The following is a 25,573-nucleotide window of genomic DNA, read 5'->3' on the forward strand; positions in this document are numbered from 1 at the left end:
GCGCTGACAGAGGCGGAAAACTATCTTGACGTCGAGATAGTTTTCGGCCGTGGGGTAGGCTGAACGCACACCCCTGATCGCTTGACGGAGAGACGACACGTGCCTGATTCGACCATCATCTACACGCACACCGATGAGGCTCCGGCGCTCGCCACCGCCTCGTTCCTACCCATCGTCCAGGCGGTCGCCGGGCAAGCGGGTGTGCACATCGAAACGCGCGACATCTCGCTCGCCGGACGCATTCTCGCCGCGTTCCCGCAGCGCCTGACGCCCGAGCAGCTCGTCGGCGACTCGCTCGCCGAGCTCGGCGGCCTCGCGACCCTTCCCGAGGCCAACATCATCAAGCTGCCGAACATCTCGGCATCCATCCCGCAGCTGAAGGCTGCGATCGCGGAGCTCCAGGCGCAGGGTTACGACGTGCCGAACTACCCCGACGAGCCGTCCTCGCTCGATGAGAGCAACATCCGCGCGCGTTACGACCGCATCAAGGGCTCCGCCGTGAACCCGGTGCTGCGCGAGGGCAACAGCGATCGCCGTGCGCCGCTGTCGGTGAAGAACTACGCGCGCAACCACCCGCACCGCAACAAGCCGTTCCCGGCGGGTTCGAAGACGCGGGTCGCGACCCTCGGCCACGACGACTTCCGCTCGAACGAGACCTCGTGGGTCAGCGGCGACGACGACGCGCTCTCGATCCAGCACGTCGCGGCCGACGGCACCGTCACCGAACTGAAGTCGGGCATCAAGGTGCTCCCCGGCGAGATCGTCGACGCCACGTTCCTCTCGGCCGCAGCGCTCGACGCGTTCCTCGCCGAGACGCTCGAGGCAGCGAAGGCCGACGACGTGCTCTACTCGGTGCACCTGAAGGCGACGATGATGAAGGTCAGCGACCCGATCATCTTCGGACACGTGGTCGAGGCGTACTTCGCCGACGTGTTCGCGAAGTACGGCGAGGTGCTCGCCGCAGCGGGCCTCACCCCCGACAACGGACTCGGCTCGATCCTCGCCGGGCTCTCGTCGATCGAGCAGGGCGAAGAGATCGCCGCGGCGATCACCGCCGACCTCGCGAACGGTCCGCGGCTGTCGTACGTCAACTCCGACAAGGGCACCACCAACCTGCACGTCCCCTCCGACGTCATCGTGGATGCCTCGATGCCGGCCCTCGTCCGCAACGGCGGAAAGCTGTGGGGCGTCGACGGCGGCGAGGACGACACCCTCGCCGTGATCCCCGACTCCTCGTACGCCGGTGTCTACCAGGCGGTCATCGACGACGTGATCGCGAACGGTCCGCTCGACCCGGCGACGATCGGTTCCGTGTCGAACGTGGGCCTCATGGCGCAGGCGGCCGAGGAGTACGGCAGCCACGACAAGACCTTCGAGATCGCCGCTCCCGGCGTCGTGCAGGTGCGCACGTCCGCCGGCGATGTCGTGCTCGAGCACCACGTCGAGAAGGGCGACATCTGGCGGGCGACGCAGACGAAGGACATCGCGGTGCGGGACTGGGTGAAGCTCGCGGTGACCCGCGCGCGTGCCACGGGCGTTCCGGCCGTGTTCTGGCTCGACGAGACCCGCGCGCACGACGCGCAGCTCATCGCGAAGGTCACGCGCTACCTCGCCGACCACGACACCGACGGTCTCCAGCTCGAGATCCTGCCTCCCGCCGAGGCGACCCTGTTCTCGCTCGAGCGGATGCGGCGCGGCGAAGACACCGTGTCGGTCACCGGCAACGTCCTCCGCGACTACCTGACCGATCTGTTCCCGATCCTCGAGGTCGGCACGAGCGCCAAGATGCTCTCGATCGTTCCTCTTCTCGCGGGCGGCGGACTGTTCGAGACCGGCGCGGGCGGCTCCGCCCCCAAGCACGTGCAGCAGCTGTTGTCGGAGGACTACCTCCGCTGGGACTCGCTGGGGGAGTTCTTCGCCCTGGCGGCCTCGCTCGAGCACTACGCGACTTTCACCGGCAACGCGAAGGCGAAGGTGCTCGCCGACACGCTGGATGCGGCGACCGGCACGTTCCTCGAGAACGACAAGTCGCCGGGCCGCGCGCTCGGCACGATCGACAACCGCGGCAGCCACTTCTACCTCGCCCTGTACTGGGTGCGGGAACTCGCCGCCCAGACCGCGGACGCGGAGCTCGCGTCGGCCTTCGCTCCTCTTGCTGAGAAGCTCACGGCGAACGAAGACACGATCGTCGCGGAACTCGTGGCGGTGCAGGGCGCGCCCGTCGAGATCGGCGGCTACTACCACCCCGACGCCGAGCTCGTGACGGCCGTCATGCGGCCGTCGGCCACGCTGAACGGGATCATCGACGCGATCGGCTGATCACCGGAAACGACGGAGGGGGCGGATGCTGCAGCATCCGCCCCCTCCGTCGTTCGGTCTCGCTCAGTGGTGAACGGAGACCTCGGTGCCGTTGGGCGCCCAGTCGAACACGAACTTCGCCTGCGACACCGGCATGTTGACGCAGCCGTGGCTCATCGGGTTGCCGAAGTTGTTGTGCCAGTAGGCGCCGTGGAAGCCCACGTCCGGCGCGAAGTAGGTCACCCAGGGGACGTCCTTCGTGCAGTAGGCCGAGGTCGGGCCGCACCCCATGTCTTGCATGGACACGTGGGCGAAGACCTCGAAGTTGCCGGTGGGCGTCGCGGTGCCCGGAAGACCCGACGACACCGCCCAGCTCTGCACGACCTGGTCGTTCTCGTAGAGGACCGCGCGCTGCGTGGACAGGTTCACATCGATGTGCCGGTACAGCGCCGTCGTCTGGAAGGGCGTCTCGGCGACCGTCAGGCGGTAGGCGGCGTCGCCACCGGCGAGCTGCGCGGCGAACGCGCTCGCGATGCTCGAGGTGTCGTCGAGGCTGCGTCCGGCCAGGCCCGCGGTGAGTTCCCTGAGGGTTTCGCCCGCGGAGTTGGTGACCACCGTGGCGTTGACCGGCGCGCGGTCGACGAGGCTCGGGAGCGTGTCGACGGTCGCCTGGATCGCGCCGGCATCCGCCGCGAGGGCGATGTCGCCGTCGACGTCCGACACGGTGAGCCAGGATGCGGCGACCGCGCGGTCGACCGGCACGGTGCGCTCGTCGCCGACGTAGAAGCCGACCGTGTCGAGCAGGCCGTTCAAGCGCCCGACGGCGGCATCGGCCTCGGGCGTCGTGACCGCGGCTTCGACCGGGACGACCGTCGCGTCGATGCGCGCGGTGCCCGCTCCGCTCGTGAAGGCGTCTTCCAGAGCCGCACGGACGGTCGCGAGGTCGAGACCGGCGCCCTCGGTGGCCGGCGTCGTGACGTAGGAGGCGGATGCAGCGTCGAAAGCGACCGTCGCGTCGACCGGGTCGACGTAGGCCGCGCCCGCGGCAGAGCGCAACGACTCTTCCGCCTGCGTCGCGTCGATGGCCACGTCGGCGTCGATCGGCGCCGAGTTCCACTGGGTCACGTTCCACATCGGGTGCGCGGCGAACGCGGCTTCGGCGAGGGCCCGAGCATCGACCGTCGCGCCGAGGTCGGCTCCCGTGACGGTGGCGACACCATCCGCGGTCTCGAGCTCGACGGTCGTTCCGGCCAGGCGCGCCTGGAGGGCGTCGGCGGCGGCGCCCACCGTGAGGCCGCCGACCGGGACTCCGGCGACCGCCGTTCCGGGGGCGATGAGGATGAGGGAGAGCACGGCGGCCGCAGCCGCGACGACGCCGCCGGGGATGCCGAGCCAGAGTCCGAGGTGCCGCTTCTTCGCGGCCGGCTCTTCCGGTGCCCAGGCATAGGTGGGCGCATCGATATCGCACGAGTCGCCACCCTGGGGCGAAACGGACGTGTCGGTCTGCGGCGTCGGGCCGGTCACGAGATCGGTCACGCGCTCACCCCCTGCGAGTCATGTGTCTTCTCATGGTACGCGACCGCTCGGGCGTGTCGGCAACGATCCGGTCTCGACTGCGGCGCATCTCGATCGTGCGTCCGAAGGTAACGGTCATGTAAAACCGGGTGCCGGTGGTTGCGTTCGATTTGTTTGTAAGGTCTACTAACAAACATGACTGCATCGGAAGTGCAGCGCGGCTCTTCCTCCTCGGGTTCCGCGCACCCTCGCACCGACCTCACCTCCCTCCCGGCCACCGGCCGTGCCCGACGGGGTGCCGCGAAGGTGCTGCCGGAGCACGCCCGCGGCCACAACCGCTCGCTCGTGCTGCAGACGCTGTTCCACGCCGGAGCCATGAGCCGGGCCGATCTCTCTCGGGAGACCGGCCTCACCCGCGTCACCATCTCGGACCTCGTCGCCGAGCTCATCACCGACGGCTTCATCACCGAGAAGGGGCCGCGGGAGTCCGCCCGCCCCGGCAAACCCGCGATCCTCGTGGACGTGGACCGCACCGGCCACCGCATCGTCGGCATCGACCTGTCGGGCAACGACGTCTTCATCGGCGCCATCCTCACCCTCGACGGCGACATCGTCGCGCGGCGCGAGGTGCCGCATCCGGCCGACGCGGCCGACGTGCTCGACACCGTGATCGATCTCGCCCGCGCCCTCGTGGCGGACGCCCGCGAGCCCGTGCTCGGAATCGGCATCGGAACGCCGGGCGTTATCGATGACCGGGGAGTCGTGCTCACGGCGCCGAACCTCGGCTGGGTCGGCTTCGATCTCGAGGGAGTCCTCGTCGAGGCGCTCGGTCTTCCGGTGCTGGTCGCGAACGACGCGAACGCGGCGGTGCTCGCGGAATACACGTTCGGCGGCGCGAACGAGGACGTGCTGCTCGTGAAGGTCGGCAGCGGTGTCGGCTCGGGCCTGCTCACGGGCGGACAGCCGATGCGCGGCAGCCGCTTCGCCGCAGGCGAGATCGGGCACGTCACTGTCGGCACCGACGGCGGCCCGCAGTGCGCGTGCGGCAAAGTCGGATGCCTCGAAGCGTGGCTTTCGGTGCCCTCGCTCAGCGCGCGGCTCGCGCAGGAGTCCGACCCGGAGGCCCGATCGCTCGTGCTGCGCGACGCGGGGGAGCGCCTGGGCATCGCCCTCGCCCCCGTCGTCGGCGCCCTCGACCTGTCGGAGATCGTGCTCTCCGGCCCCCCTGAACTCCTCGACGGTGTGCTTGCGCAGGCCACCGTCGAGGCCCTCCGCACCCGAACGCTCGCTCCTTTCCACGAGGGCGTCCAGGTACGGATGACGGCGCAAGGCCAGGACATCGTCCTGCGCGGAGCAGCCGTCATGGTCTTGACCGCGAGACTCGGCGTCTCGTAGCGGACCACGCGGGGCGAGCCGTCGGCGCGTCCCACCACCACACCTGAGAGAGAACAGAAGGACAACGCATGAAGAAGTCCCTCGGAGCCGTCGCCCTGTTGGGTGCGTCGGCGCTTACGCTCGCCGGTTGCGCCGGAAGCGGCGGCGGCTCGACCGAGTCGTCATCCGCAGAGATCCGTGTCTGGCTCGCCGGCACCGATACCTCGCAGGACGCGCGCGACTACTTGACCCAGACGTTCGAAGACGAGAATCCGGGCTCCACTCTGGTCATCGAAGAGCAACAGTGGACGGGTCTGGTCGACAAGCTGACCACCAGCCTGTCCTCGAACGACAGCCCCGACGTCGTCGAGATGGGCAACACCCAGGCGCCCGCCTTCACCTCCAGCGGCGCGCTCCTCAGCCTCGACGACATCGCCGCCGATCTCGGCGGAGACGACCTGCTGCCCGGCTTCGTGGAGGCCGGTACGTGGGACGGCACGCTGTACGCGGTGCCCTACTACTCCGGCGCACGCGTGGTGTTCTACAACACGGCCCAGTACGCCCAGGCGGGCGTCGCGGTGCCGACGACGCTCGACGAGTACGTGTCGAACGCCGTCACCCTCGCGGGTGCGCTGCCCGGTGTGTCCGGGGTCTACTTCCCCGGCAAGGACTGGTACAACGCGCTTCCCTTCGTCTGGGCGAACGGCGGCGAGGTCGCCGTTCAGGCGGACGACGGCAGCTGGGACGCACAGCTCTCCAGCGACGAGTCGATCGCCGGCCTCACGCAGGTGCAGGAGCTGCAGGAGAAGGCGTCGCTCGCCCCGAAGGACGGCGACGAGACCGAGGGCTGGGTGCCGTTCCGCACGGGCGAGGCCGCGACCTACTCTGCGCCGAGCTGGGCGTACTGGTCGATCGTCGCCGACGAGGACAAGCAGCCCACGCCCCTCACCGACACGACGGGGTACTTCGCCCTGCCGGGCGCGGACGGGGATGCCGCACCGGTGTTCGCCGGTGGCTCCAACATCGGGATCGCCGCGAAGTCCGCGCATCCGGACCTCGCGAAGTCGGCGCTCGAGATCATGCTGAGCGACGAGTACCAGTCGATCCTCGCCGAAGGCGGCCTGGTGCCGGCGAAGACGTCGCTCGGTGACAAGGTCGCTGCGGCGACGCCCGAGCTCGCGACCGTCATCGCCGAGGCCGCGGCCAACGCCAAGCTGACTCCGGCGTCGCCGAAGTGGGCGGATGTGGAAGCGCAGGGCGTCATGCAGGACCTGTTCGTCAACATCGCGAACGGCGGCGACGTGGCGTCGCTCGCCGCAGCGGCCGACGAGCAGATCGAATCCATCCTGAACGGCTGATCGCGACCCCGCGCCCGGCGTCATCCGCCGGGCGCGAGGCGCCGCATCCGAGTACACGTCCGATCGTCCGAGGAGTTCCATGTCCGTCCAGGCCCCGCCTGCCCCGCCGACGCGGGGACCGGAGAGCGTGCACGACGCGCCCGCCCCGCCGCGCCGGCGCCGCGCGCAGAAAGCGCCGCTCCTGCTGATCGCGCCGGCGCTCATCATGCTCGTCGTGTTCATCGGCTGGCCCCTCGTGCAGATGATCGTCATGTCGTTCCAGGAGTTCGGGCGCCCGCAGATCTTCGGCGCCCCGGCGCCGTTCGTCGGCCTGGCGAACTACGTCGCGGTGCTCGGCGACTCGCAGTTCTGGCTCGTCCTCGCCCGCAGCATCGCCCTCTGCGTCGTCTGCGTCGCGCTCACCATGACCCTCGGCGTGCTCGTCGCGCTGCTGATGGCCAAACTCGGCCGGGTCATGCGGCTCGCGGTCTCTCTCGCGCTGCTGCTGGCGTGGGCGATGCCCGCGCTCACCGCGACGATCGTGTGGGGCTGGATCTTCGACACCCAGTACGGTCTCGTGAACTATGCGCTGACCCAGCTCACCGGCACCGACTGGACCGGGCACAGCTGGCTCATCGAACCGCTCAGCTTCTTCACGGTGGCCGCGATCATCATCACGTGGGGGGCGATCCCGTTCGTCGCCTTCTCGGTGTACGCGGGACTCAGTCAGATCCCCACCGAGGTGACGGAGGCCGCATCGCTCGACGGTGCCGGCGCCGTCGCACGCTTCCGCTTCATCCTGCTGCCGTATCTGCGGTCGATCCTCTTCGTCCTGCTGATCCTGCAGGTCATCTGGGATCTGCGGGTGTTCGCGCAGATCTACGCCCTGCAGACGATCGGCGGCGTCCGCGCCGACACCAACACGATCGGCGTCTACATCTACAGCGTCTCGATGGCGTCCGGCGACCTCGGCTCCGGGGGCGCGATCTCCGTCATCCTCGTCGTCGTCATGCTGCTCATCTCGGCCGCCTACATCCGTTCGATGCTGCGTGAGGACAACGCATGACCGCGCCCGCCGTCCGCATCCGTCCCTCCAGCGTGGGCGCTCGCCGCATCCGTCCGGGGCGCGTGCTCCTGAACCTGGCCGCCCTCGTCGTCATCGTCTGCGCGGTGTTCCCCGTGTACTGGATGGTGAACACGTCGCTCCTGCCCTCGTCGGCGACCAAGACCGCGACGCCGCACCTGTGGCCCGACCAGTTCACGCTGCGCAACTACGCGACCGCGTTCGCGGACGGCGGTTTCGTCGCCGCGCTCGGTGTGTCGGTCTCCGTCACCCTCCTCGCGCTCGTCGTCAGCCTCGTCTTCGCGTTCCTCGCGGCGGTGGCGGTATCGCGCTTCCGGTTCCGCAGTCGGAAGACGTTCATCGTCGCGATCCTCGTGGTGCAGATGATCCCGGCCGAGGCGCTCATCATCTCCACGTTCCGCGTGCTCGACAGCTGGGCGCTCGTCAACACGATCATCGGCCTCACGTTCGTCTACGTGGCGCTCGTGCTGCCCTTCACGATCTGGACCCTCCGCGGATTCGTGAACGGCGTGCCGGCCGAGCTCGAAGAGGCCGCGATGATCGACGGATGCAGCCGCACCGGCGCGTTCTGGCGGGTCACGTTCCCGCTCCTGGCTCCCGGTCTCGTCTCCACCGGGGTGTTCGCGTTCATCCAGGCGTGGAACGAGTTCGTCTTCGCGCTCGTGATCATGACCCGCCCCGAATCGCAGACCCTGCCGATCTGGCTCCGGAGCTTCGTGCAGGTGACGAAGGCCACCGACTGGTCGGTCGTGATGGCCGCGTCGACCCTGATGGCGATCCCCGTCATCATCTTCTTCCTGCTCGTGCAGCACCGCATGGCCAGCGGGCTCATGTCGGGCGCGGTGAAGGGGTGATGCGCGTCGGACTCGACGTCGGCGGCACCAAAACGGATGCGGTCGTCGTCGACGCGCACGATGCGGTGATCGGCAGCGTCCGGCTGCCCACGCTCTGGGGGCCGGACGGCGTCGCCCGCACGGTCGTCGATGCGGTCGCCGCGCTCGGCGCACGTGCGGGTGTCGACCCGGGATCGTTCGCCTCCGTGGGTATCGGGATGCCGGGGCAGGTGCGTCCAAGCACCATGCGCGTGTCGCACGCCCTGAATCTCGGCATCGATCGGATGGACGTGCGCGAGACCCTCGCGCCGCTGCTCGGACTGCCGGTGCGCGTGGAGAACGACGTCAAGGCCGCCGCGGTGGGCGCGGCCGTGCTGCAGGGGCGCGACAGCATCGCGTACCTGAACCTCGGCACCGGCGTCGCCGCGGGCATCGTCGTGGGCGGCCGGGTCTGGCGCGGACGCCGCGGCGCCGCGGGCGAGGTCGGGCACATCTCGATCGACCCGCACGGCCCCGAATGCCGGTGCGGGGGGCGCGGATGCATCGAGTCGCTCGCGGGCGGCGCATCGATCGCCGCACGATGGGAGCGGCCGGGGGAGTACCCGGTACGCGACGTGTTCGACGCGGCCGACGGCGGTGACGTCCTCGCAATCGAGCTGCGCGCGGGCCTGGCTTCCGCGGTGGCGGCGGCGGTCCGCATCCTGGTTCTCACCGCCGACGTCGACGCCGTCGTGCTCGGCGGCGGGCTCACCGCGCTCGCCGACCGGATGCTGCCCGAGGTTCGCGCGGCGCTGTCGCGCGGGGCGGCCGGCTCGCCGTTCCTCCGCTCCCTCGCCCTCGCGGATCGGGTCGAAGTTCTGCCGCCGGGGTCTCCCGCGGCGGCGCTGGGGGCGGCGATCGTGGGCGGAACCCGAGACACGGAAGAGGTGGTCGTTCATGGCTGAGGTCGTCATCGTGGAGTCCGAGGCGGAGGCGGGGGCGCTCGTCGCCGACGAGATCGCCCGCCGGGTCGCCGCGCGGCCCGACGCCGTGCTCGGACTGGCGACCGGGTCCACCCCGCTCCCCGTGTACGAGGCGCTGACCTCCCGTCTGGCGGGTGTCGATGTTTCGCAGGTGCGCGGCTTCGCGCTCGACGAGTACGTCGGCCTCGACCCGCAGCATCCGGAGAGCTACCGTTCCGTCATCCACCGAGAGGTCGTGGTCCCGCTCGGCCTCGACGCGGATCGGGTGCAGGTGCCCGATGGGCGGCTCGCCGGGATCGAGACGGCGGGCGACGAGTACGAACGGGCGATTCGGGCCGCGGGAGGGGTGGACCTGCAGATCCTCGGGATCGGCACCGACGGCCACATCGCCTTCAACGAGCCCGGCTCGTCGTTCGCGTCGCTCACGCGGGTGAAGACCCTGACGGCGCAGACCCGCGCCGACAACGCGCGCTTCTTCGCCCACCCGGACGACGTGCCCCGCCACTGCATCACGCAGGGGCTCGGCACGATCCTGCGCGCAGGACACCTCGTGCTGCTCGCGTTCGGGCAGGGGAAAGCGGATGCGGTCGCCGGCGCGGTCGAGGGGTCCCTCACGGCGATGCTGCCCGGGTCGGCGATTCAGCTGCATCCGCACGCGACGGTCATCGTCGACGCCGCGGCGGCGTCGCGGCTGCGCCTCGCGGACTACTACCGTGCGGCGTGGCGCGACAAGCCGGACTGGCAAGGGCTCTGAGTCCCGGGGCTCCGGGGCGCCGGAGGCGACTCGGGCGCGGTGGCAGGTCGGGCGAAGCGGCGGCAGGTCAGGCGAAACGGTGCCGGCTCAGGTGAAGCGGCGTCGGCCGGCGATGGCGCCGACCGTGATCGCGATGACGGCGTAGACGACGCCGACCCAGGTGAGGCCCATCGCCCAGAACGCCGCGGTCGCCCCGGCGTACACGAGCAGCTCGACGATCGCCCGTACGAACGGGTGCACGGAGAAGACGGCCCGCGGCGACACGAAGAGCGCCCACAGCAGGATCGCGGCGACGGGCGTCCCGATGCCGGCGACGATGTTCCATGGGAACACCCAGAAGACGAAGCCCCACACCGCGAGCACGATGAACGCGACGATCTCGCAGACGAACGAGAGCACCTCGACCGCGCTGAGCGGTCGGCGCGTGCCCGCGGGCAATTCGTTCGCCGCCGACCCGTCGCCGCCGGTCGAGAGCGGGGCGGAGGAAGGAGCGGGGCGCGGATCGGTCACGAATTCCATTCTACGAGCGCGACGCGGCTCCCCGATCCGGGACGCCGGCGGTCCAGACCCCGTGCACGCGCAGGTCGTCCGACAACAGCACGAGATCGCCGAGGGCGCCCGGGACGAGCCGCCCGAGGTCCGCGCGACCGATCGCCCGCGCCGGGGTCGTCGTCAGGGCCTGCACCGCGACGGCCAGCGGAACACCCGCTCCCACCGCGACCCGGAGTGCGGCGTCCTGGGTCAGGGTCGAGCCCGCGATGGTGTCGGTGCCCGCGATCCGCACCTCACCGCCGCGCACCGTGACGTCGAGGCCGCCGAGCAGATAGTCGCCCTCGGGCGCGCCCGCCGCCGCCATGGCGTCGGTCACGAGCGCGATGCGGCCGGGGGCCGTGGCGCACAGCATCCGCACGATGATCGGATGCAGGTGCACGCCGTCGGCGATGACCTCGAGCGTGATCCGGTCGTCGGCGAGGGCGGCGCCCACCGGCCCGGGGCTGCGGTGATGGAGCCCCGGCATCGCGTTGAAGGCGTGCGTGAGGATCGTCGCCCCGGCATCGAACGCGGCCGCGGCGGTGGCGGCGTCGGCCGCCGTATGACCGATGGCCGCGGCCGCCCCGTGCTCGACCACCCGGCGCACCGCGTCGAGCCCGCCGGCGAGCTCGGGCGCGAGCGTCACCTGGCGGATCGTGCCGGTCCCCGCATCCAGCAGACGATCGAGCGCATCGGGGGCGGGCGCGCGCAGCAGGTCGCCGTCGTGCGCACCGCGGTGGCCCGGGTCGAGGAACGGGCCCTCGAGATGCGAGCCGAGCACATCGGCGTCGGTGCGGGTGAGGTCCGCGACCAGGCGGACGCGTGCGGCGAGGTCGGGAAGCGGCGCCGTTACGAGCGAGATCACCGCGCGCGTCGTGCCGTGCGCGCGGTGCAGGGCACGCGCGGTGCGGATGGCGTCCACGCCGTCGTCGTTGGCGCGGCCCCCGCCGCCGTGGCCGTGCAGGTCGATGAATCCGGCCGTCAGCACGGCGCCCGCGCCGGCCCGCGCCGCGGCGTCCACGATCGTCGTCTCGGGCGACACGGATGCTCGCCACGAGTCCCCGGTTCCGGATGCGGTCACCCGCCCCTCGGTGACGTGCACCCAGCCGTTCTCGGTCACGACGCCGTCGTCGACGACGCGCGCCGAATGGACGATGAGGGTCACGACGCGGACCCCGCTGCGGATTCGGCGGGGGACGCGGACCCGGCGGGATCGGAGTCGGCCGCCGCGGATTCGGACTCGGCTGCGGCCTCGGCTCCTGCGACGGGCGGCGGTGACGCGATGCGGCCGGCGCGGATGCCCGCATCCGCCCACAGCTCAGCGAGTACGGCCACCCGTTCCCGGAACGCGGGCCAGGTGCGCTCGGGGCCGTCGGCCGCCGACCACGCGATCTCGGCCGCCGCGGCGATCCGCGGGTAGACCATGGCTTCGATGTCGGCCTCGGTCGCGAGGGTCTCGGTCCACAGCGCCGCTTCGACGCCGAGGATGTCGCGGTCCGATGCCCCGGCGATGACACGCGTCGGCTCCCACGAATACGCCGCTTCGAGGCTCGTCGGACCGTTCGCCCACTCGAGCCCGAGGGCGGACTGCGCGTCGGGTTTCATGTCGAGGTAGATCGCATCGGCGGGGGAGAGGATGAGGCGACCGCCGCCGGCGATGAACCCGCGGGCATCCTCGTCCGCGCCGTCGATCGGCGTGACGAAGCCCCAGTACTGCCCGATCGTTCCGGGCGCGATCCTCGCGACGCGACCCGCCTCGTGCCAGGCGACCGGGGTCTTTCCGAGCCCCGCCACGATCTCGGTCGCCCGAGTGAGGAAATACGCGTAGTCCTCGGCGGACGTGCCGAGGGCCTCGTCTCCGCCGATGTGCAGGAGGGGGCCGGGGGTGAGCGCGGCGATCTCGCCCAGCACATCCGCGAGGAACTCGTAGGTCGCCTCATCGCAGATGCGGAGCGACGAGAACCCGACCGCGAAGCCCGTGTACGGCTCACCCGGCGTCGGGATGCCGCCCCCGAACGTCGCGGCCGTCTCGGCGACGGAGGCCGAGATCACCGGCGGCTCGACCAGCTCGGGGTAGGCGAGACCGACCGCGTGCGTGTGCCCCGGAAGATCGATCTCGGGAACCACGCGCACGTGCCGCGCCGCCGCGTAGGCGACGAGGTGCGCGTAGTCGGCGCGCGTGAAGTGCCCGCCCGGATCGCCGAGCGCCGACGTCTGCGACCCGCGATGAGCGAGCGCGGGCCGGGACTGCAGCGCGAGGCGCCATCCCTGATCGTCGCTCAGATGCAGGTGCAGCACGTTGAGCTTCAGCGCCGCGATGCGATCGATCAGGCGTTCGACGACGGGGACGGGGAAGAAATGGCGGGCGACGTCCAGCATCATCCCGCGGTGCGCGAACCGCGGAGCGTCGCTGATGTCGGCCGCGGGCAGATCCCATCCGCCCGCATCGTTGTGAGAGAGCAGCTGCACGAGCGTCTGGGCGCCGTAGAAGAGGCCGGCCGCATCCGGGGACTCGAGCGCGACACCACCGGGATCGACCCGGAGCCGATAACCCTCCGGCGCCCCGGTGCCGGTGCGGCGCACAGCGATCGTGCGTCCGGACGCGGCGGCGGCGGCGACGGCGACGGCGACGCGCAGGCGTACGCCGGTGCGGGCGAGGACGAGATCCGCGATGACGGATGCGGCCTCCGCATCGCCGGTGAGAACGACCTCGGGCGACAGGGCGAACGCGCCCGCGCGCGTGCTCAGCGACCGCGGGAAGGGGACCACGCCGAGCACCATGTAAGGAACCCTAACAAAATAGTCCCGGACGCCGCATCCGCTATGCTCGTTCCTGTCGCGACTGGCGTTGAGGTGGGCCACCACCGGGGAGCGAACGACACGGTATTCGGCCGTACGCCTGGGCCGATGCGGAACCTCTCTCATCCGATACCGCTGTCAAGGAGTGTCATGACCGACCCGCTCTTCACCGCCCCGCTCGCCGAGGTCGACCCCGAGATCGCCCAGGTGCTCGAGCGCGAACTCGACCGCCAGCGCGGCTACCTCGAGATGATCGCGTCCGAGAACTTCGTGCCCGTCGCCGTCCTGCAGTCGCAGGGGTCGGTGCTGACGAACAAGTACGCCGAGGGATACCCGGGTCGCCGGTACTACGGCGGCTGCGAAGAGGTCGACGTCGCCGAAGAACTCGCGATCGAGCGCGCCAAGACGCTGTTCGGTGCCGGGTTCGCGAACGTCCAGCCGCACTCCGGCGCCTCGGCCAACGCGGCCGTGCTGCACGCGATCGCCCGCCCCGGAGACACCCTCCTCGGCCTTTCGCTGGATCACGGCGGGCACCTGACCCACGGGATGAAGCTGAACTTCTCCGGGCGGCTCTACGACATCGTCGCCTACGGCGTCGACGCCGAGACCTCCCTCATCGACATGGACGAGGTGCACCGCCTCGCCGTGGAGCACAAGCCGAAGGTCATCATCGCCGGCTGGTCGGCCTACCCGCGTCAGCTCGACTTCGCGCGCTTCCGTGAGATCGCCGACGAGGTCGGCGCGTACCTGTGGGTCGACATGGCGCACTTCGCGGGCCTCGTCGCCGCGGGCGTGCACCCGAACCCGGTGCCGCACGCGCACGTCGTCTCGTCGACCGTGCACAAGACGATCGGCGGACCGCGCTCGGGCTTCATCCTGAGCAACGACGCCGACATCGCGAAGAAGATCAACTCGGCCGTCTTCCCCGGGCAGCAGGGCGGCCCGCTCATGCACGTCATCGCGGCGAAGGCCACGGCCTTCAAGCTCGCCGGCACCCCCGAGTTCCGCGAGCGCCAGGAGCGCACCATCCGCGGCGCGCAGATCCTCGCCGAGCGGCTCACGCAGCCCGACGTGGCGGCGGCGGGAATCACGCTCCGCTCCGGCGGAACCGACGTGCACCTCGTGCTCGTGGACCTGCGCGACGCGGCGATCGACGGCAAGCAGGCCGAAGACCTGCTGCACGATATCCACATCACGGTGAACCGCAACTCGGTGCCGAACGACCCCCGCCCGCCGATGGTGACGTCGGGGCTCCGGATCGGCACGCCCGCGCTCGCCACCCGCGGCTTCGGCGACGCCGAGTTCACCGAGGTCGCCGAGGTGATCGCGCAGGCGCTGCTTCCGGATGCGGACGTCGAGGCGCTGCGCGTGCGCGTCGCCGCCCTCACCGCCGCGTTCCCGCTGTACCCCGGCCTGCAGCAGTAACCCCGGCTGCGTGCCCCCCGCATCCCGACTCTCGGTTGCGGGTTGCCGCGCAGCATCCCTCCCGGCATAGTGATTCGAACGCCCCTGCCGCGAGACGGGATGTTCGCGCCGAGACCGTGGGGTAACCCCTCCGTCTCGGCGCGAAGAACCCGTCTCGCGGTCCGGGGGGTGCGGGATCGCCGCCACGACGACGTGAGGAACACAGACACATGACCGCTCAGAAGCTCGACGGAAAAGCGACCGCCGCGGCGATCAAGGAGGAGCTCCGCGTCCGCGTGGCTGCGCTCGCCGAGAAGGGCGTCACGCCCGGAATCGCGACCGTGCTCGTGGGCGCCGATCCGGCCTCCCAGCTCTACGTCGGTATGAAGCACCGCCAGTCCGAGGCGATCGGGATGAACTCGATCCAGCGCGAGCTGCCCGCCGACGCGACGCAGGAGCAGGTCGAAGCGCTCATCGACGAGCTGAACGCCGATCCGACCTGCCACGGCTACATCGTGCAGCTCCCGCTCCCGAAGCATCTCGACACCGACGCGATCCTCGAGCGGATCGACCCGGCGAAGGATGCGGACGGCCTGCACCCGACGAACCTCGGCCGGCTCGTGCTGAATGTAAACGCGCCGATCACCTCGCCGCTGCCGTGCACGCCCCGCGGTGTCATCGAACTGCTGCGCCGCAACGGCTACGACCTCGGCGGAAAACACGTCGTGGTCGTCGGTCGCGGCGTCACGATCGGCCGGTCGATCGGGCTGCTGCTCACGCGTCGCGACGTGAACGCCACCGTGACGCTCACGCATACCGGCACCGAGGACATGTCGCAGTACCTCCGGCAGGCCGACGTCATCGTCGCGGCGGCGGGCGTGAAGCACCTCGTGCGGGCCCAGGACGTGAAGCCGGGCGCCGCGGTGCTGGACGTCGGCGTCACGCGCGAGGACGACCCCGAGTCGGGGACGCAGAAGGTCTACGGCGACGTGGATCCGGATGTGGCCGAGGTCGCCGGGTGGCTCTCGCCCAACCCCGGCGGCGTCGGGCCGATGACCGTGGCCCTGCTCATGCTCAACGTCGTCGAGGCCGCGGAGCGCGCCGCATCCTGAGCCCGCGCGGATCGTGAACCCGCGCCGTGTGCGGAGCGCGCAGCGGATCGTGAACCCCCGCCGCGTGCGGAGCCCGCGGCGGATCGTGAACTTGCGCCGCGTGCGGAGCCCGCGGCGCGACGGGCGCGCGGCCGGACGTGGTATCAACGGAGGATGCTGACCCTCACCGGCGCCGACCGCATCCTGATCGATCCGCAGACGGAACGGGGCGGCACGCTGTCGGTCGGGCCCGACGGGCGCATCGCCGCCGAACCGTCCGCGGACCCGGATGCGGTCCACCTCGACGTGAGTGGCTGCGTCGTCACCGCGGGGCTCGTCAATGCGCACCATCACCTGCTGCAGAGCGGGTTCCGAACCCTTCCCGACACGCGGGGCGCCGCGATGCGCGACTGGTTGCCGGCGATGGCAGGGGCATATGCCGCAGCCGGCATCGACGCATCGCTGACCCGTGCGACGGCCGCCGTGGGGGTCGCGGAGTCGCTGCTCTCCGGCGTCACGACGGTGGCCGACCACCAGCTGAACTGGCCCGCACCGGGCGAATCTGCAGACCCTGTGGCGGAGACGGTCGAGATCGCGCGGGCGATCTCCGCGGCGGCCGCGTCGCTGGGGGCACGGCTGGTCTTCGTCCGCGGGTCGGCGCGCGATGACCCCGCACTCGCCGCGGCCAGCGCGGACGCGATCATCGACGACCTGCTGCCCCGCGGCCATGTCGGCGGCGTCACGGACGACGGGATGCGGCAGATCGCCGTCGGGCCCGCGGGCGTGCACTCGGACGGCGAGGCGACCTTCCGAGCGCTCGGCGAGGTGGCCGCCCGTCACGGTGTGCGCCGACGCACCCAGGCCAACGAGCAGGTGGACACCGAGATCGCTCTGGCGCGGTACGGCCGGCGACCGCTCGACCTGCTCGAGGAATGGGGGTGGCTCGCGCCCGACGTCACGATCGCGCACCTCTGCGACGTCACCCCGGACGAGATCGACCGGCTCGCCGCGGCGGGGGTGAGTGCGACGCACGCCCCCGGATGCGACGTGCCGATGGGATGGGGCATCGCTCCGGTGGCCCGGCTGCGCGAGGCGGGCCTCCGCGTCGGGTTGGGCACATCGGGCGGCGGCTCGAACGACGCCGGACACCTGCTGGCGGACGCGCGTCTCGCGATGCAGATCTCGGGCCTCGTCGGCCCGCAGCTCCCCGCCCGCGCGGTGCTCGGGATGGCGACGGAGGATGGCGCCGTCGGGCTCGGTCGCGCCGACCTCGGGCACCTCCGGGTCGGGGCCCGCGCCGACATCTGCGTCTGGGATGTCTCCGGGGTCGCGGATGCGGGCGTCGCCGACCCGGTCGCGGGGCTTCTCTGGGCCTCGCCCGGCCGTCGTCCCCGGCACGTGGTGGTGGGCGGCCGCGTGGTCGTCCGGGACTATCGCCTCGTCGGCCACGACGAACACGCCATCGTCGCGGCGCTCCGCGCGCGCCTGCAGAGCTGACGCGAACGCCAGCCGCCGCGACCTCGGGCTCACACGAACGCCAGCCGCGGCTGACGCGGGCGAACCCGCCGCGGCAGCCTCCGATCCGCGCGGATCAGAGGTCGAGCACGATGAGCGGGCACGCCGCCCGGGAGACGCAGATCATCATGACGTCGCCGTGCTCCTGCTCGAGGGGGGTGAGCACCGAGTCCCGGTGCTCGACCTCACCCTCGAGGACCGGTACCTCGCAGGTGCCGCACGTGCCGCGGCGGCAGCTGGACAGCACGATCGTCTCGGGGGACTGCTGCCGGATGGCGTCGAGGATCGACTGGTCCGGCGCCACGGTCACGATGTCGCCGCTCGCGGCGAGTTCCACCTCGAACGGCGCGGTCCACACCGGAGCGCCGAACACCTTCGCCTCGAACCGTTCGACGTGCAGTGCCTCGTCGGCGCGTTCGGCGAAGACCTCCTCGAGCGCTTCGAGAAGACGCGCCGGTCCGCAGGCGTAGACGACGCCGTCCGGCCCGACCTCGGCGGCGAGCGCGGCGGGGGAGAGGCGCGCGCCCTCGTCGGCGGCGTGCACCCGCATCCGATCGGGGAATGCGGTGACGAGCTCGTCCACGAACGCCATGGTGCGACGTGACCGGCCCGCGTAGTCGAGGTGCCAGTCGACGCCCGCGGCCTCGGCCGCCGTCACCATGCTGCGGATCGCGGTGATGCCGATCCCGCCCGCAACGAAGCGGTACCGCGTTCCTGCCACCGGTTCGAAGGCGAAGTGGTTGCGCGGGCCCCGGACGCGCACGCGCTGACCGACGCTCACCTCGTCGTGGATGCGCGTCGATCCGCCCCGGCCCGCCCGCTCGCGGAGCACGGCGATCCGCCACGTCCCGCGGTCTGCGGGGTCGCTGCAGAGCGAGTACTGCCGTTCGACCGGGTCGCCCCCGGCGCCGTTCGGGGCGGGGAGGATCACGTCGACATGGGATCCGGCCGTCCAGGCCGGCAGGTCGCGGCCGTTCGGGGAGGCGAGGTCGAAGGCGACGACGCCGTCGGCCAGGTCGGTGCGTCCGGTCACGATCAGATCGCGCTCGACGTCGCTGAAGTAACTCACATCTCTCCTCGCCGTTCGGCCATTCACGCTATCCGCGGCATCCGTCCGACGCGCGCTGCGCGGCATCGTTTAACAGCCCGGCAACACGAGCCGTCGCACATCGAAACACGCTGCGCGTTGAATGCTGCCACATCAATTGTTGGTCACGCCAACAGGATTCGATGACAGTGTCGACAGGAAGGCGAGGGTCGTGAGCATCCATCCCGAGGATCTCGAAGCCGGTCAGCAGGTGGCGCGCCTGGACGGCGTGACCCTGCCCGACGGCACGACCGCGACGGTGCACATCACCGACGGCGCCCTGACCGACGGGCGCCAGGATGGCGCTCCGACCGGGCGCGTCAGCGCGGGGACGGATGCGGACGGCACCGAGTGGCTGCTGCTGCCGCCCGCCGCCGACCTGCACGCGCACATCGACAAGGCGTATACGTGGAGCCTCGCGGGTGAACCCGAAGGATCGCTCGAGGATGCCGTCGCGTGCTGGCGCGAATTCGGGGCGACGCTCTCGGAGGAGCAGATCGCCGCGCACGCGCGGCGGCAGCTGGATGCCGCCCTCCGGGCCGGCGTCACCACGATCCGCACCCACGTGAACTACCACGAAGGGGCCGACCCGCTACGAGGCATCCGGGCGGTGCTCGCCGCGCGCGAGGACTACCGCGGGCTGGTCGACGTGCAGGTGGTCGCGATGCACGGGCAGATCCACGACGACGGTCTCGTCCGCGACGCCCTCGCCCTCGGGGTCGATCTCGTCGGCGCCGCACCTCACCTCAGCGACGACCCGCGCGGAGAGATCGACCGGGCGGCCGCCTTCGCGGAGGCCGCCGGGATCGGCATCGACCTGCACACCGACGAGACCCTGAACCCCGACTCGCTCGACCTCATCGATCTCGCCGAGCGCACGCGGCACTGGCCGCGGGCGATGACCCGGTCGGCGGGCCACTGTGTGAGCCTCGCGGTCCAGCCGCCGGACCGGCTCGCAGCGGCCCTCGACGCGGCCGCGGAGGCCGGGGTCAGCATCATCGTCAACCCGCTCACCAACCTCTACCTGCAGGGGTGGCAGCATCCGGTCTCGATGCCGCGGGCGATTCCTCCGCTGCGGGCGATCCTCGACGCGGGCGTGGCGCTCGCCGCCGGCGGCGACAACGTGCAGGATCCCTTCAATCCGCTCGGCAACGGAGACATGGTCGACGTCGCCGCATCCCTCGTGATCGCCGGTCACCTCACCCCGCGGACCGCGTGGGACGTCGTGACGGCGGGGCGTTCCCTCGCGGGCCTGCCGCGCGCGACGGGAGCCGTCGGCGACCCGGCCGATTTCGTGCTGGTGCGCTCCGCATCGGTCGCGGCGGCGCTCGCGGAGCGCGCGCCCGATCGGGTCGTCGTCCGCGCCGGCCGCGTCGTGGCGACGCGCCGCACGCACACGACGACCGTGCCCGTCCCGGCGCACGCCGCGCCCCCCGAGAGGCCCGGAATACCCGAGCGACAGAGAAAGGCGGTGCAGGCATGAGCGCGACGCTCACCTCGCCCACGTTGCGTCTGGACGACGTCACGAAGGACTTCACCACCGGCACGCGCGCGCTGACCGGGGTCTCGCTGACGGTCTCCCGGGGCGAGTTCGTCTCGGTCGTCGGGCCCTCCGGATGCGGAAAGTCGACCCTCCTGCGCCTGGCATCGGGTCTGGAGACGATCACGCACGGGACGCTCGACGTCGACGCGGCCGTGACGAGCTTCGTCTTCCAGGACCCGACCCTGCTGGAGTGGCGGAGCGCCCAGAAGAACGTCGAACTCGTCGGCGAGCTCGCCGGCACCGGCGCCGCCGAGCGCGCCCGCCGTGCCCGCGAGGTGCTCGACCTGGTCGGACTCGGCGGGTTCGAGAAGCAGCATCCGCGTCAGCTCTCCGGCGGAATGCGGATGCGGGTGTCCATCGCCCGGGCGCTCGTCGCCGAGCCGCAGCTCGCGCTCTTCGACGAACCCTTCGGTGCCCTCGACGAGATCACCCGGCTGAAGATGCAGACCGAGCTGCAGCGCATCTTCCAGCTCAAGCAGTTCGCCGCGATGTTCATCACGCACTCGATCTCGGAGGCCGTCTACCTCTCCAGCCGGGTGCTCGTGATGAGCGGTCGGCCGGGCCGCATCGTCGACGACATCGAACTGCCCTGGTCGTACCCGCGACCGCCCGAACTGCGTTACGAGCCCGAGTTCGGCCGGATCGCCGGACACATCTCAGCCCTGCTGGAGGAGCACTCGTGAGCGAGAAGACGCTGACCGCCGCCGCACCGACCGCGCCGCCGCCGCTCGGTTCACCGCGCACCGGCGGATCGTTCTCGCGGGCGGCGAGTGCGACGGGTTCGCGCGTGCTGCCGATCGTGCTGGCGATCCTCGGCATCCTGATCGTCTGGTACGCGGTGTCGTACCTCGTGCTGTCGGAGAGCCGCCGCTTCCTGCTGCCGCCCCCGCACCAGGTGTTCACCGAGACCCTCGGCAACCCCCAGGTCATCATGCCGATGCTCACGGCCCTCGGCCAGACGACCAGCGTCGCGCTGATCGGACTCGCGATCGCGGTCGTGCTCGGGATGGGCTGGGCGATCCTCATGTCGCAGTGGCGGATCGCCGAGCGGGTGCTGTACCCGTACGCGGTCATCCTGCAGACCATCCCGATCCTCGCGCTCACGCCCCTCATCGGGATCTGGATGGGGTACGGCATCCCCGCCCGGATCGTCGTGTGTGTGATCATCGCGATCTTCCCGATGATCTCGAACACCCTGTTCGGTCTGCAGTCGGCGGAGCCCTCGGCGCACGACCTCTTCACCCTCAACAAGGCCACGCGGTGGCAGCGGCTCACGAAACTGCAGCTGCCGGCCGCCCTGCCCGCGATCTTCACGGGGCTCCGAAACGCCGCGGGTCTGTCGGTGATCGGCGCGATCGTCGGCGACTTCTTCTTCCAACAGGGATCGCAGGGCATCGGTGGGCTGCTGCGCACCTACACGCTGCGACTCAACATGGAGTCCCTGTTCCTCGCGATCATCTTCACCGCCATCTTCGGCGTGGTCGTGTTCTCCGTCTTCGCCGCCCTGGACCGGGCGATCGTCGGCCGCCTGTTCGGCTGGAAGAACCGCTGATCGCCCCCCTCGACCTGCTCCGCCCGCGCTCCACCCGACCCCCATCCTCTGGAGGAACCCGTGTCGACCGTTTCTGTTTCCCCCCGCCTGCGGCGTGCTCTCGCCGCCGGCGTCGTCCTCTCCCTCGCCGTGAGTCTGGCCGCGTGCTCGGCTGACTCCGATGCCGAACCCGATGCGGCCAGCACCGGCAGTTCGGCACCGGCCGCCGACGCCGGCAGCGCGCTCGACCTGTCCGACGTGTGCCCGGCCACGGTCGTGATGCAGCAGGACTGGCAGCCCGAAGCCGAGCACGGTGCGATGTACGCGCTCGTCGGCGATGACTACTCGATCGACACCGACGCGAAGACGGTGACCGGTTCGCTCGTCGCCCAGGGCGTCGACACAGGCGTCGACATCGAGGTGCGCCCCGGCGGACCGAACGTCAACTTCCAGCCCGTACCCGCCCTGATGTATCTCGACACCGACATCCTGATCGGTGCGGTGAACACGGATGCGGCCATCGTCGCGGCGGCCGACCAGCCGACGGTCGCCGTCGCCTCGCAGCTCACCTGGAGCCCGCAGATCCTGATGTGGGACCCGGAGAGCCACCCGGGCGCGGAGACGATCGAGGACGCGACGGCGGACGGCGCGGTGGTCGTGACCTCCGGCGACGTGATCCCGGCGCTCCTCCAATCGCAGGGCATGATCGATTCCTCGCAGGTGGACACCAGCTACGAGGGCACGCCGCAGCGGTTCGTCTCCGACCCGACGATCCTGCAGCAGGGCTTCGCGACGGCCGAACCGTACATCTACGAGAACGAGATCCCCGAGTGGGGTCGTCCGATCGACTACCAGCTGCTGTCCGAGATCGGCTACTCGATCTACCCCGAACCGCTCGCGGTGCGGGCGGATGCGGTCGAGGAGTACGGCGACTGCCTCGCCAAGCTCGTGCCGATCATGCAGCAGTCGCAGCTCGACTTCCTCGAGGACCCGAGCGCCGCGATCGCGCTGATCCTGGACCTCGTCGACCAGTACGACACCGGGTGGACCTACTCGGAGGGCGTCGCGGAGTACTCGGTCGCGCAGCAGCTCGAGCTCGGCATCGTCGAGGACGACCCGGCGACCGGTGTCTTCGGCGCCTTCGACCCCGACCGCATGCAGTCGATCCTCGATGACTTCGTGCCGTTCCTGGTCGAATCCGGAAGCATCTCGTCGTCGGATGCCGACGCAATCGACGTCGATTCGCTCTACACGAACGACTTCCTCGACACGTCGATCTCGATGGGCTGAGCGGGGCTTCTCATGACCTCGATTTCGTCGGCATCCGCGTGGTGGTACGCGGCGCGGATGCCGACGGAACGAGGCCGCGAAGAGTCAGAGCGCCGACGCGACGCCCCGGGCGATCGCGTCCAACGCGTCGGCCGCGAGGATCGCCGCGGCGACCCGCGCGCGGAGCGGGGCGAGCGTCTCGTCCGGGCTTCCCTCGGCGACTGCGACCGTCGTGGCGGCCGTCAGGTTGCTGCGCGCGGTGACCGCGGCGGAGCGCACCCCCGCGGCGAGCGTGTGGCCGGCGACGACCACATCCGGAGCCAGCATCGGCTCCCCGTGCTCGGCGAGCCAGGCGAGCGGCCCCGGCAGGGGCACGCCCAGCCCGGCGACGTCGAGACTCGTGACCGTGGCCTCCCGAAGCGCCTCCGCACGCGCGGCGGTCGCGGCGGCGCCATCCGGAAGCCGGAACGCCGCCACGAGCGCGGCGGATGCGGCCGCGTCGCGGTCGGCGAGAACCAGCGCGCGCTGCCTCGTTTCCGCCGCGAGGTCGAGCGCTCGCGTGCGATCCGGCCCTGCGGGCGCGTAGCCGGCGGTCATGCCGAGCACGGCGGCGCCGATCGCGAGCGTGACCGCCGCGGCCGCACCTCCGCCGGGCGCCGGTTCGGGGGCCGCGAGTCGTTCCAGCCAGGGCGCCAGGTGGCTCGTCGAAGCATCGTCTTCGGGGTGCGTCACGTCGGAAGTCTAGGACGGCGACGGGCGGCGACCGGATGAGCGCCATCGCAACTCCGCACCCGGAATTCTTCTCGCTCGACGGACCCGACCGGCTCGCCGACCGACGCGGAACCCTCGGGCGCACCGCCGCCGCCGAACGGTTCGCCGAGCGCACCCGTCGGCCGGGCCTCGTGTGCGTGACCCTGCCGGCCGAGGTCGCGACGGTCGCCGCCCTGCGCACGGCCGCGCGCCTGCTCGGACCGGTGGTCGACGCTGTGCTGCTCGATGAGCCCGCGGGTGGCGCCGGCCTCGCCCTCACCCACCGGGCGGCCGTGCTGCGCGCCGAGGGCGCCGAGGTCATCGTGGTGCTCGGTCGCCGCGATCGGAACCGGGTGGCGCTGGAGGGCGAACTCGCCGCGCTCGCCGACATCGACGTCGCCGCCGTACTCATCGCGGCTGGGCACGGCACGGCGGGCGATGCGGCGGCGGACGATCCGTCCGGCGGAGTGTGCGACCTGAGCGCGGCGCAGCTCGCCGCGCTCGCCCGGCGCGCGGGTCACACGGTCGCCGTGCCCGAGCCGTTCTCCGCGACCGAGGATCTCGCGCCCGAACCGGATCTCCGGGTGCTCGGAGCCGGCGAGCCGCGGCCGCCCGCCGCGAGGCCGCATCCGGCCCCGCCGATGCTCGCCGTCCTGCCCGTCGACCTCGCCGATGCGGCGCACGGCCCGGCCGCGATCCGAGCGGTCGTCGCAGCGAGCCGCGCCGCGACTCGCCGGCCGGGCGTGGTCGGGGTGCTCCTCGAGGGGCGCCGCGGCGGACGAACGGATGCGGCCGTCTCCGCGACGATCGCGCGCATCGCGGGAGCTGTCCGGGAGGCGCAGGCATGACCGCGACTCTCGAGACGGCCCGGCACGCGGGGTGCCCGAAGACCATGACGTACGGCCCGTGCGGCGGAGTGAACCGCGACGGCACCTGCGAGGTCGCCCCGACGCCCTGCGTCTTTCTCACCGATCGGCTGCCCGTGCCCTGGACCGCGCGGGCGGAGGCGCCTAGAACCCCGCCGCTGTCAGTGGCGGCGCGGGAGTTCGAAGCCATCCGGATGCGGCGCCCCGTCATCCTCACCGGTTTCCCGGTGCGGGCGATGGTCGCCGACGACGTCCTCCGCGCCGCCGATCTGCTGCGCGGCAGTGTCGACGCCGTACTCTCGGGCGATGTGGGTCGGTCCCGCACCCAGTTCCCGCCGTCGTACCGGGCGCTGCTCATGAGCCAGGCGGGGATGCGGGTGTGGATGGGCGCCAACACCCGCGACCGCACCCGGGACGCCCTCGACCGCGAACTCGCCTCGATGCGCGAGATCGGCGTCGCTGGGGTGCACTGCGTGACTGGCGACCACACCCGCACCGGCGACCGTCCCGACGCACGGCCCGTCTTCGACCTCGAATCGACGTCGCTCATCCCGCGGGCGCGCCAGCTCGGTCTGCTCGTCTCGTTCGCCGAGTCTCCCGATGCGCCCCCGGTCGCCGTGCGGGGCGGCCGGGTGCGCGAGAAGCAGCGCGCCGGCGGGCAGTTCTGCTTCACGCAGTACTGCGGTGACGCCGCCGATGTCGCGGCATTCGTGGACCGGTGCGCGGATGCGGGCGCCGCCGTCCCGGTCTTTCCGGGCGTGCCGCTCGTGGTCGACCGCGACGGCGCGGAGATGCTCGCCTCTTTCCACGCGGCGACGCTGCCGACGGGGTACCTGGACCGGCTGTTCGCCGCCGAGGACGTGCGCCGCGAGGGCATCCGGCTGGCCATCGAGTACGGTCGGTCGTTGATCGAGGTGCTCGGTGTCGGGGGACTCGTCGTTGCGGGCGGCGCCCGGCACGGTGACGAGGCCGCCTATGCGCGAGCACTCGCGGTCGTGGCCGCCGAGCTCGGGGGAGGGCGGCCGTGAGC

Annotated in this window: 22 protein-coding genes and 1 riboswitch; of the genes, 16 read left to right on the forward strand and 6 right to left on the reverse strand. The window is 71.4% G+C overall.

The window, feature by feature from the left end; genetic code table 11:
- Window positions 1–99: 99 nt before the first annotated feature.
- On the forward strand, window positions 100–2,319 hold the full coding sequence (locus tag LQ938_RS03650; RefSeq protein ID WP_223721814.1) for an NADP-dependent isocitrate dehydrogenase: 2,220 nt from the start codon (window positions 100–102) through the stop codon (window positions 2,317–2,319).
- A gap of 63 nt (window positions 2,320–2,382) precedes the next feature.
- Here the strand turns inward: LQ938_RS03650 and LQ938_RS03655 are convergent, their stop codons facing one another.
- Window positions 2,383–3,834, reverse strand: coding sequence for a L,D-transpeptidase family protein (locus LQ938_RS03655; RefSeq protein WP_231341353.1), 1,452 nt, complete (start codon window positions 3,832–3,834; stop codon window positions 2,383–2,385).
- Window positions 3,835–4,008: 174 nt separating this feature from the next.
- On the opposite strand from LQ938_RS03655, the gene LQ938_RS03660 reads away from it, so the two are divergent.
- From LQ938_RS03660 to LQ938_RS03685, 6 genes are all read left to right on the forward strand, one after another.
- On the forward strand, window positions 4,009–5,208 hold the full coding sequence (locus tag LQ938_RS03660; RefSeq protein ID WP_223721816.1) for an ROK family transcriptional regulator: 1,200 nt from the start codon (window positions 4,009–4,011) through the stop codon (window positions 5,206–5,208).
- A 68-nt stretch (window positions 5,209–5,276) separates the two neighbouring features.
- Complete coding sequence (locus LQ938_RS03665) at window positions 5,277–6,545, forward strand: extracellular solute-binding protein (RefSeq protein WP_223721817.1); 1,269 nt, start codon at window positions 5,277–5,279, stop codon at window positions 6,543–6,545.
- A 79-nt stretch (window positions 6,546–6,624) separates the two neighbouring features.
- Entirely contained in the window at window positions 6,625–7,590 is a 966-nt protein-coding gene (locus LQ938_RS03670; RefSeq protein ID WP_223721818.1) for a carbohydrate ABC transporter permease, read from the forward strand.
- Entirely contained in the window at window positions 7,587–8,462 is an 876-nt protein-coding gene (locus LQ938_RS03675) for a carbohydrate ABC transporter permease (protein WP_223721819.1), read from the forward strand. Before LQ938_RS03670 ends, LQ938_RS03675 begins: the two co-directional genes overlap by 4 nt.
- Window positions 8,462–9,385: an ROK family protein gene (locus tag LQ938_RS03680; RefSeq protein ID WP_223721820.1), complete on the forward strand. Its 924-nt coding sequence runs from the start codon at window positions 8,462–8,464 to the stop codon at window positions 9,383–9,385. The genes LQ938_RS03675 and LQ938_RS03680 overlap by 1 nt, the downstream gene beginning before the upstream one ends.
- On the forward strand, window positions 9,378–10,157 hold the full coding sequence (locus LQ938_RS03685; protein WP_223721821.1) for a glucosamine-6-phosphate deaminase: 780 nt from the start codon (window positions 9,378–9,380) through the stop codon (window positions 10,155–10,157). The genes LQ938_RS03680 and LQ938_RS03685 overlap by 8 nt, the downstream gene beginning before the upstream one ends.
- 87 nt (window positions 10,158–10,244) lie before the next feature.
- Here the strand turns inward: LQ938_RS03685 and LQ938_RS03690 are convergent, their stop codons facing one another.
- The 3 genes from LQ938_RS03690 to LQ938_RS03700 are packed head-to-tail and all read right to left on the reverse strand — an operon-like array spanning window position 10,245 to window position 13,469.
- The gene (locus LQ938_RS03690) at window positions 10,245–10,676 is read right to left on the reverse strand and encodes a YrdB family protein (protein WP_374197466.1); all 432 of its coding nucleotides are present in this window, start codon (window positions 10,674–10,676) and stop codon (window positions 10,245–10,247) included.
- A 1-nt stretch (window position 10,677) separates the two neighbouring features.
- Window positions 10,678–11,853, reverse strand: coding sequence for an N-acetylglucosamine-6-phosphate deacetylase (nagA, locus tag LQ938_RS03695; protein ID WP_223721823.1), 1,176 nt, complete (start codon window positions 11,851–11,853; stop codon window positions 10,678–10,680).
- Complete coding sequence (locus LQ938_RS03700; protein WP_223721824.1) at window positions 11,850–13,469, reverse strand: beta-N-acetylhexosaminidase; 1,620 nt, start codon at window positions 13,467–13,469, stop codon at window positions 11,850–11,852. The genes nagA and LQ938_RS03700 overlap by 4 nt, the downstream gene beginning before the upstream one ends.
- 47 nt (window positions 13,470–13,516) lie before the next feature.
- Window positions 13,517–13,600: riboswitch (ZMP/ZTP riboswitch) on the forward strand.
- A 37-nt stretch (window positions 13,601–13,637) separates the two neighbouring features.
- Here LQ938_RS03700 and glyA point away from each other — a divergent pair.
- From glyA to LQ938_RS03715, 3 genes are all read left to right on the forward strand, one after another.
- Window positions 13,638–14,912 carry a serine hydroxymethyltransferase gene (gene glyA, locus LQ938_RS03705; protein ID WP_223721825.1) on the forward strand — a complete coding sequence of 425 codons (1,275 nt, stop codon included), beginning with the start codon at window positions 13,638–13,640 and terminating at the stop codon, window positions 14,910–14,912.
- Window positions 14,913–15,121: 209 nt separating this feature from the next.
- Window positions 15,122–16,003 (forward strand): bifunctional methylenetetrahydrofolate dehydrogenase/methenyltetrahydrofolate cyclohydrolase, encoded by an 882-nt coding sequence (locus tag LQ938_RS03710; protein ID WP_223721826.1) that lies wholly within the window; start codon window positions 15,122–15,124, stop codon window positions 16,001–16,003.
- A gap of 153 nt (window positions 16,004–16,156) precedes the next feature.
- Window positions 16,157–17,479, forward strand: coding sequence for an amidohydrolase family protein (locus LQ938_RS03715; RefSeq protein WP_223721827.1), 1,323 nt, complete (start codon window positions 16,157–16,159; stop codon window positions 17,477–17,479).
- 94 nt (window positions 17,480–17,573) lie between these two features.
- Here the strand turns inward: LQ938_RS03715 and LQ938_RS03720 are convergent, their stop codons facing one another.
- On the reverse strand, window positions 17,574–18,566 hold the full coding sequence (locus LQ938_RS03720) for a PDR/VanB family oxidoreductase (protein ID WP_223721828.1): 993 nt from the start codon (window positions 18,564–18,566) through the stop codon (window positions 17,574–17,576).
- Between the two features lie 190 nt (window positions 18,567–18,756).
- Between LQ938_RS03720 and LQ938_RS03725 the strand changes: the two genes are divergently transcribed.
- Genes LQ938_RS03725 through LQ938_RS03740 form a run of 4 tightly spaced genes read left to right on the forward strand, consistent with a single transcriptional unit; the run spans window position 18,757 to window position 22,948 of the window.
- On the forward strand, window positions 18,757–20,067 hold the full coding sequence (locus LQ938_RS03725) for an amidohydrolase family protein (RefSeq protein ID WP_223721829.1): 1,311 nt from the start codon (window positions 18,757–18,759) through the stop codon (window positions 20,065–20,067).
- Window positions 20,064–20,810 carry an ABC transporter ATP-binding protein gene (locus tag LQ938_RS03730; protein ID WP_223721830.1) on the forward strand — a complete coding sequence of 249 codons (747 nt, stop codon included), beginning with the start codon at window positions 20,064–20,066 and terminating at the stop codon, window positions 20,808–20,810. The genes LQ938_RS03725 and LQ938_RS03730 overlap by 4 nt, the downstream gene beginning before the upstream one ends.
- Window positions 20,807–21,679 carry an ABC transporter permease gene (locus LQ938_RS03735; RefSeq protein WP_223721831.1) on the forward strand — a complete coding sequence of 291 codons (873 nt, stop codon included), beginning with the start codon at window positions 20,807–20,809 and terminating at the stop codon, window positions 21,677–21,679. The genes LQ938_RS03730 and LQ938_RS03735 overlap by 4 nt, the downstream gene beginning before the upstream one ends.
- 60 nt (window positions 21,680–21,739) lie before the next feature.
- A complete protein-coding gene (locus tag LQ938_RS03740) occupies window positions 21,740–22,948 on the forward strand; it encodes a hypothetical protein (RefSeq protein WP_223721832.1) in 1,209 nt (402 codons plus the stop codon).
- Window positions 22,949–23,032: 84 nt separating this feature from the next.
- Here the strand turns inward: LQ938_RS03740 and LQ938_RS03745 are convergent, their stop codons facing one another.
- On the reverse strand, window positions 23,033–23,659 hold the full coding sequence (locus LQ938_RS03745) for a cyclodeaminase/cyclohydrolase family protein (protein ID WP_223721833.1): 627 nt from the start codon (window positions 23,657–23,659) through the stop codon (window positions 23,033–23,035).
- Window positions 23,660–23,694: 35 nt separating this feature from the next.
- Here LQ938_RS03745 and LQ938_RS03750 point away from each other — a divergent pair, with 35 nt between their 5' ends.
- Both LQ938_RS03750 and LQ938_RS03755 read left to right on the forward strand, forming a co-directional pair.
- Window positions 23,695–24,525, forward strand: a complete 831-nt coding sequence (locus LQ938_RS03750) for a hypothetical protein (RefSeq protein ID WP_223721834.1) — start codon at window positions 23,695–23,697, stop codon at window positions 24,523–24,525.
- Window positions 24,522–25,571, forward strand: a complete 1,050-nt coding sequence (locus tag LQ938_RS03755) for a methylenetetrahydrofolate reductase C-terminal domain-containing protein (protein ID WP_223721835.1) — start codon at window positions 24,522–24,524, stop codon at window positions 25,569–25,571. The genes LQ938_RS03750 and LQ938_RS03755 overlap by 4 nt, the downstream gene beginning before the upstream one ends.
- The last annotated feature ends 2 nt before the right edge of the window (window positions 25,572–25,573 follow it).

Source organism: Microbacterium sp. cx-55 (assembly GCF_021117345.1).
Classification (GTDB): Bacteria; Actinomycetota; Actinomycetes; order Actinomycetales; family Microbacteriaceae; genus Microbacterium.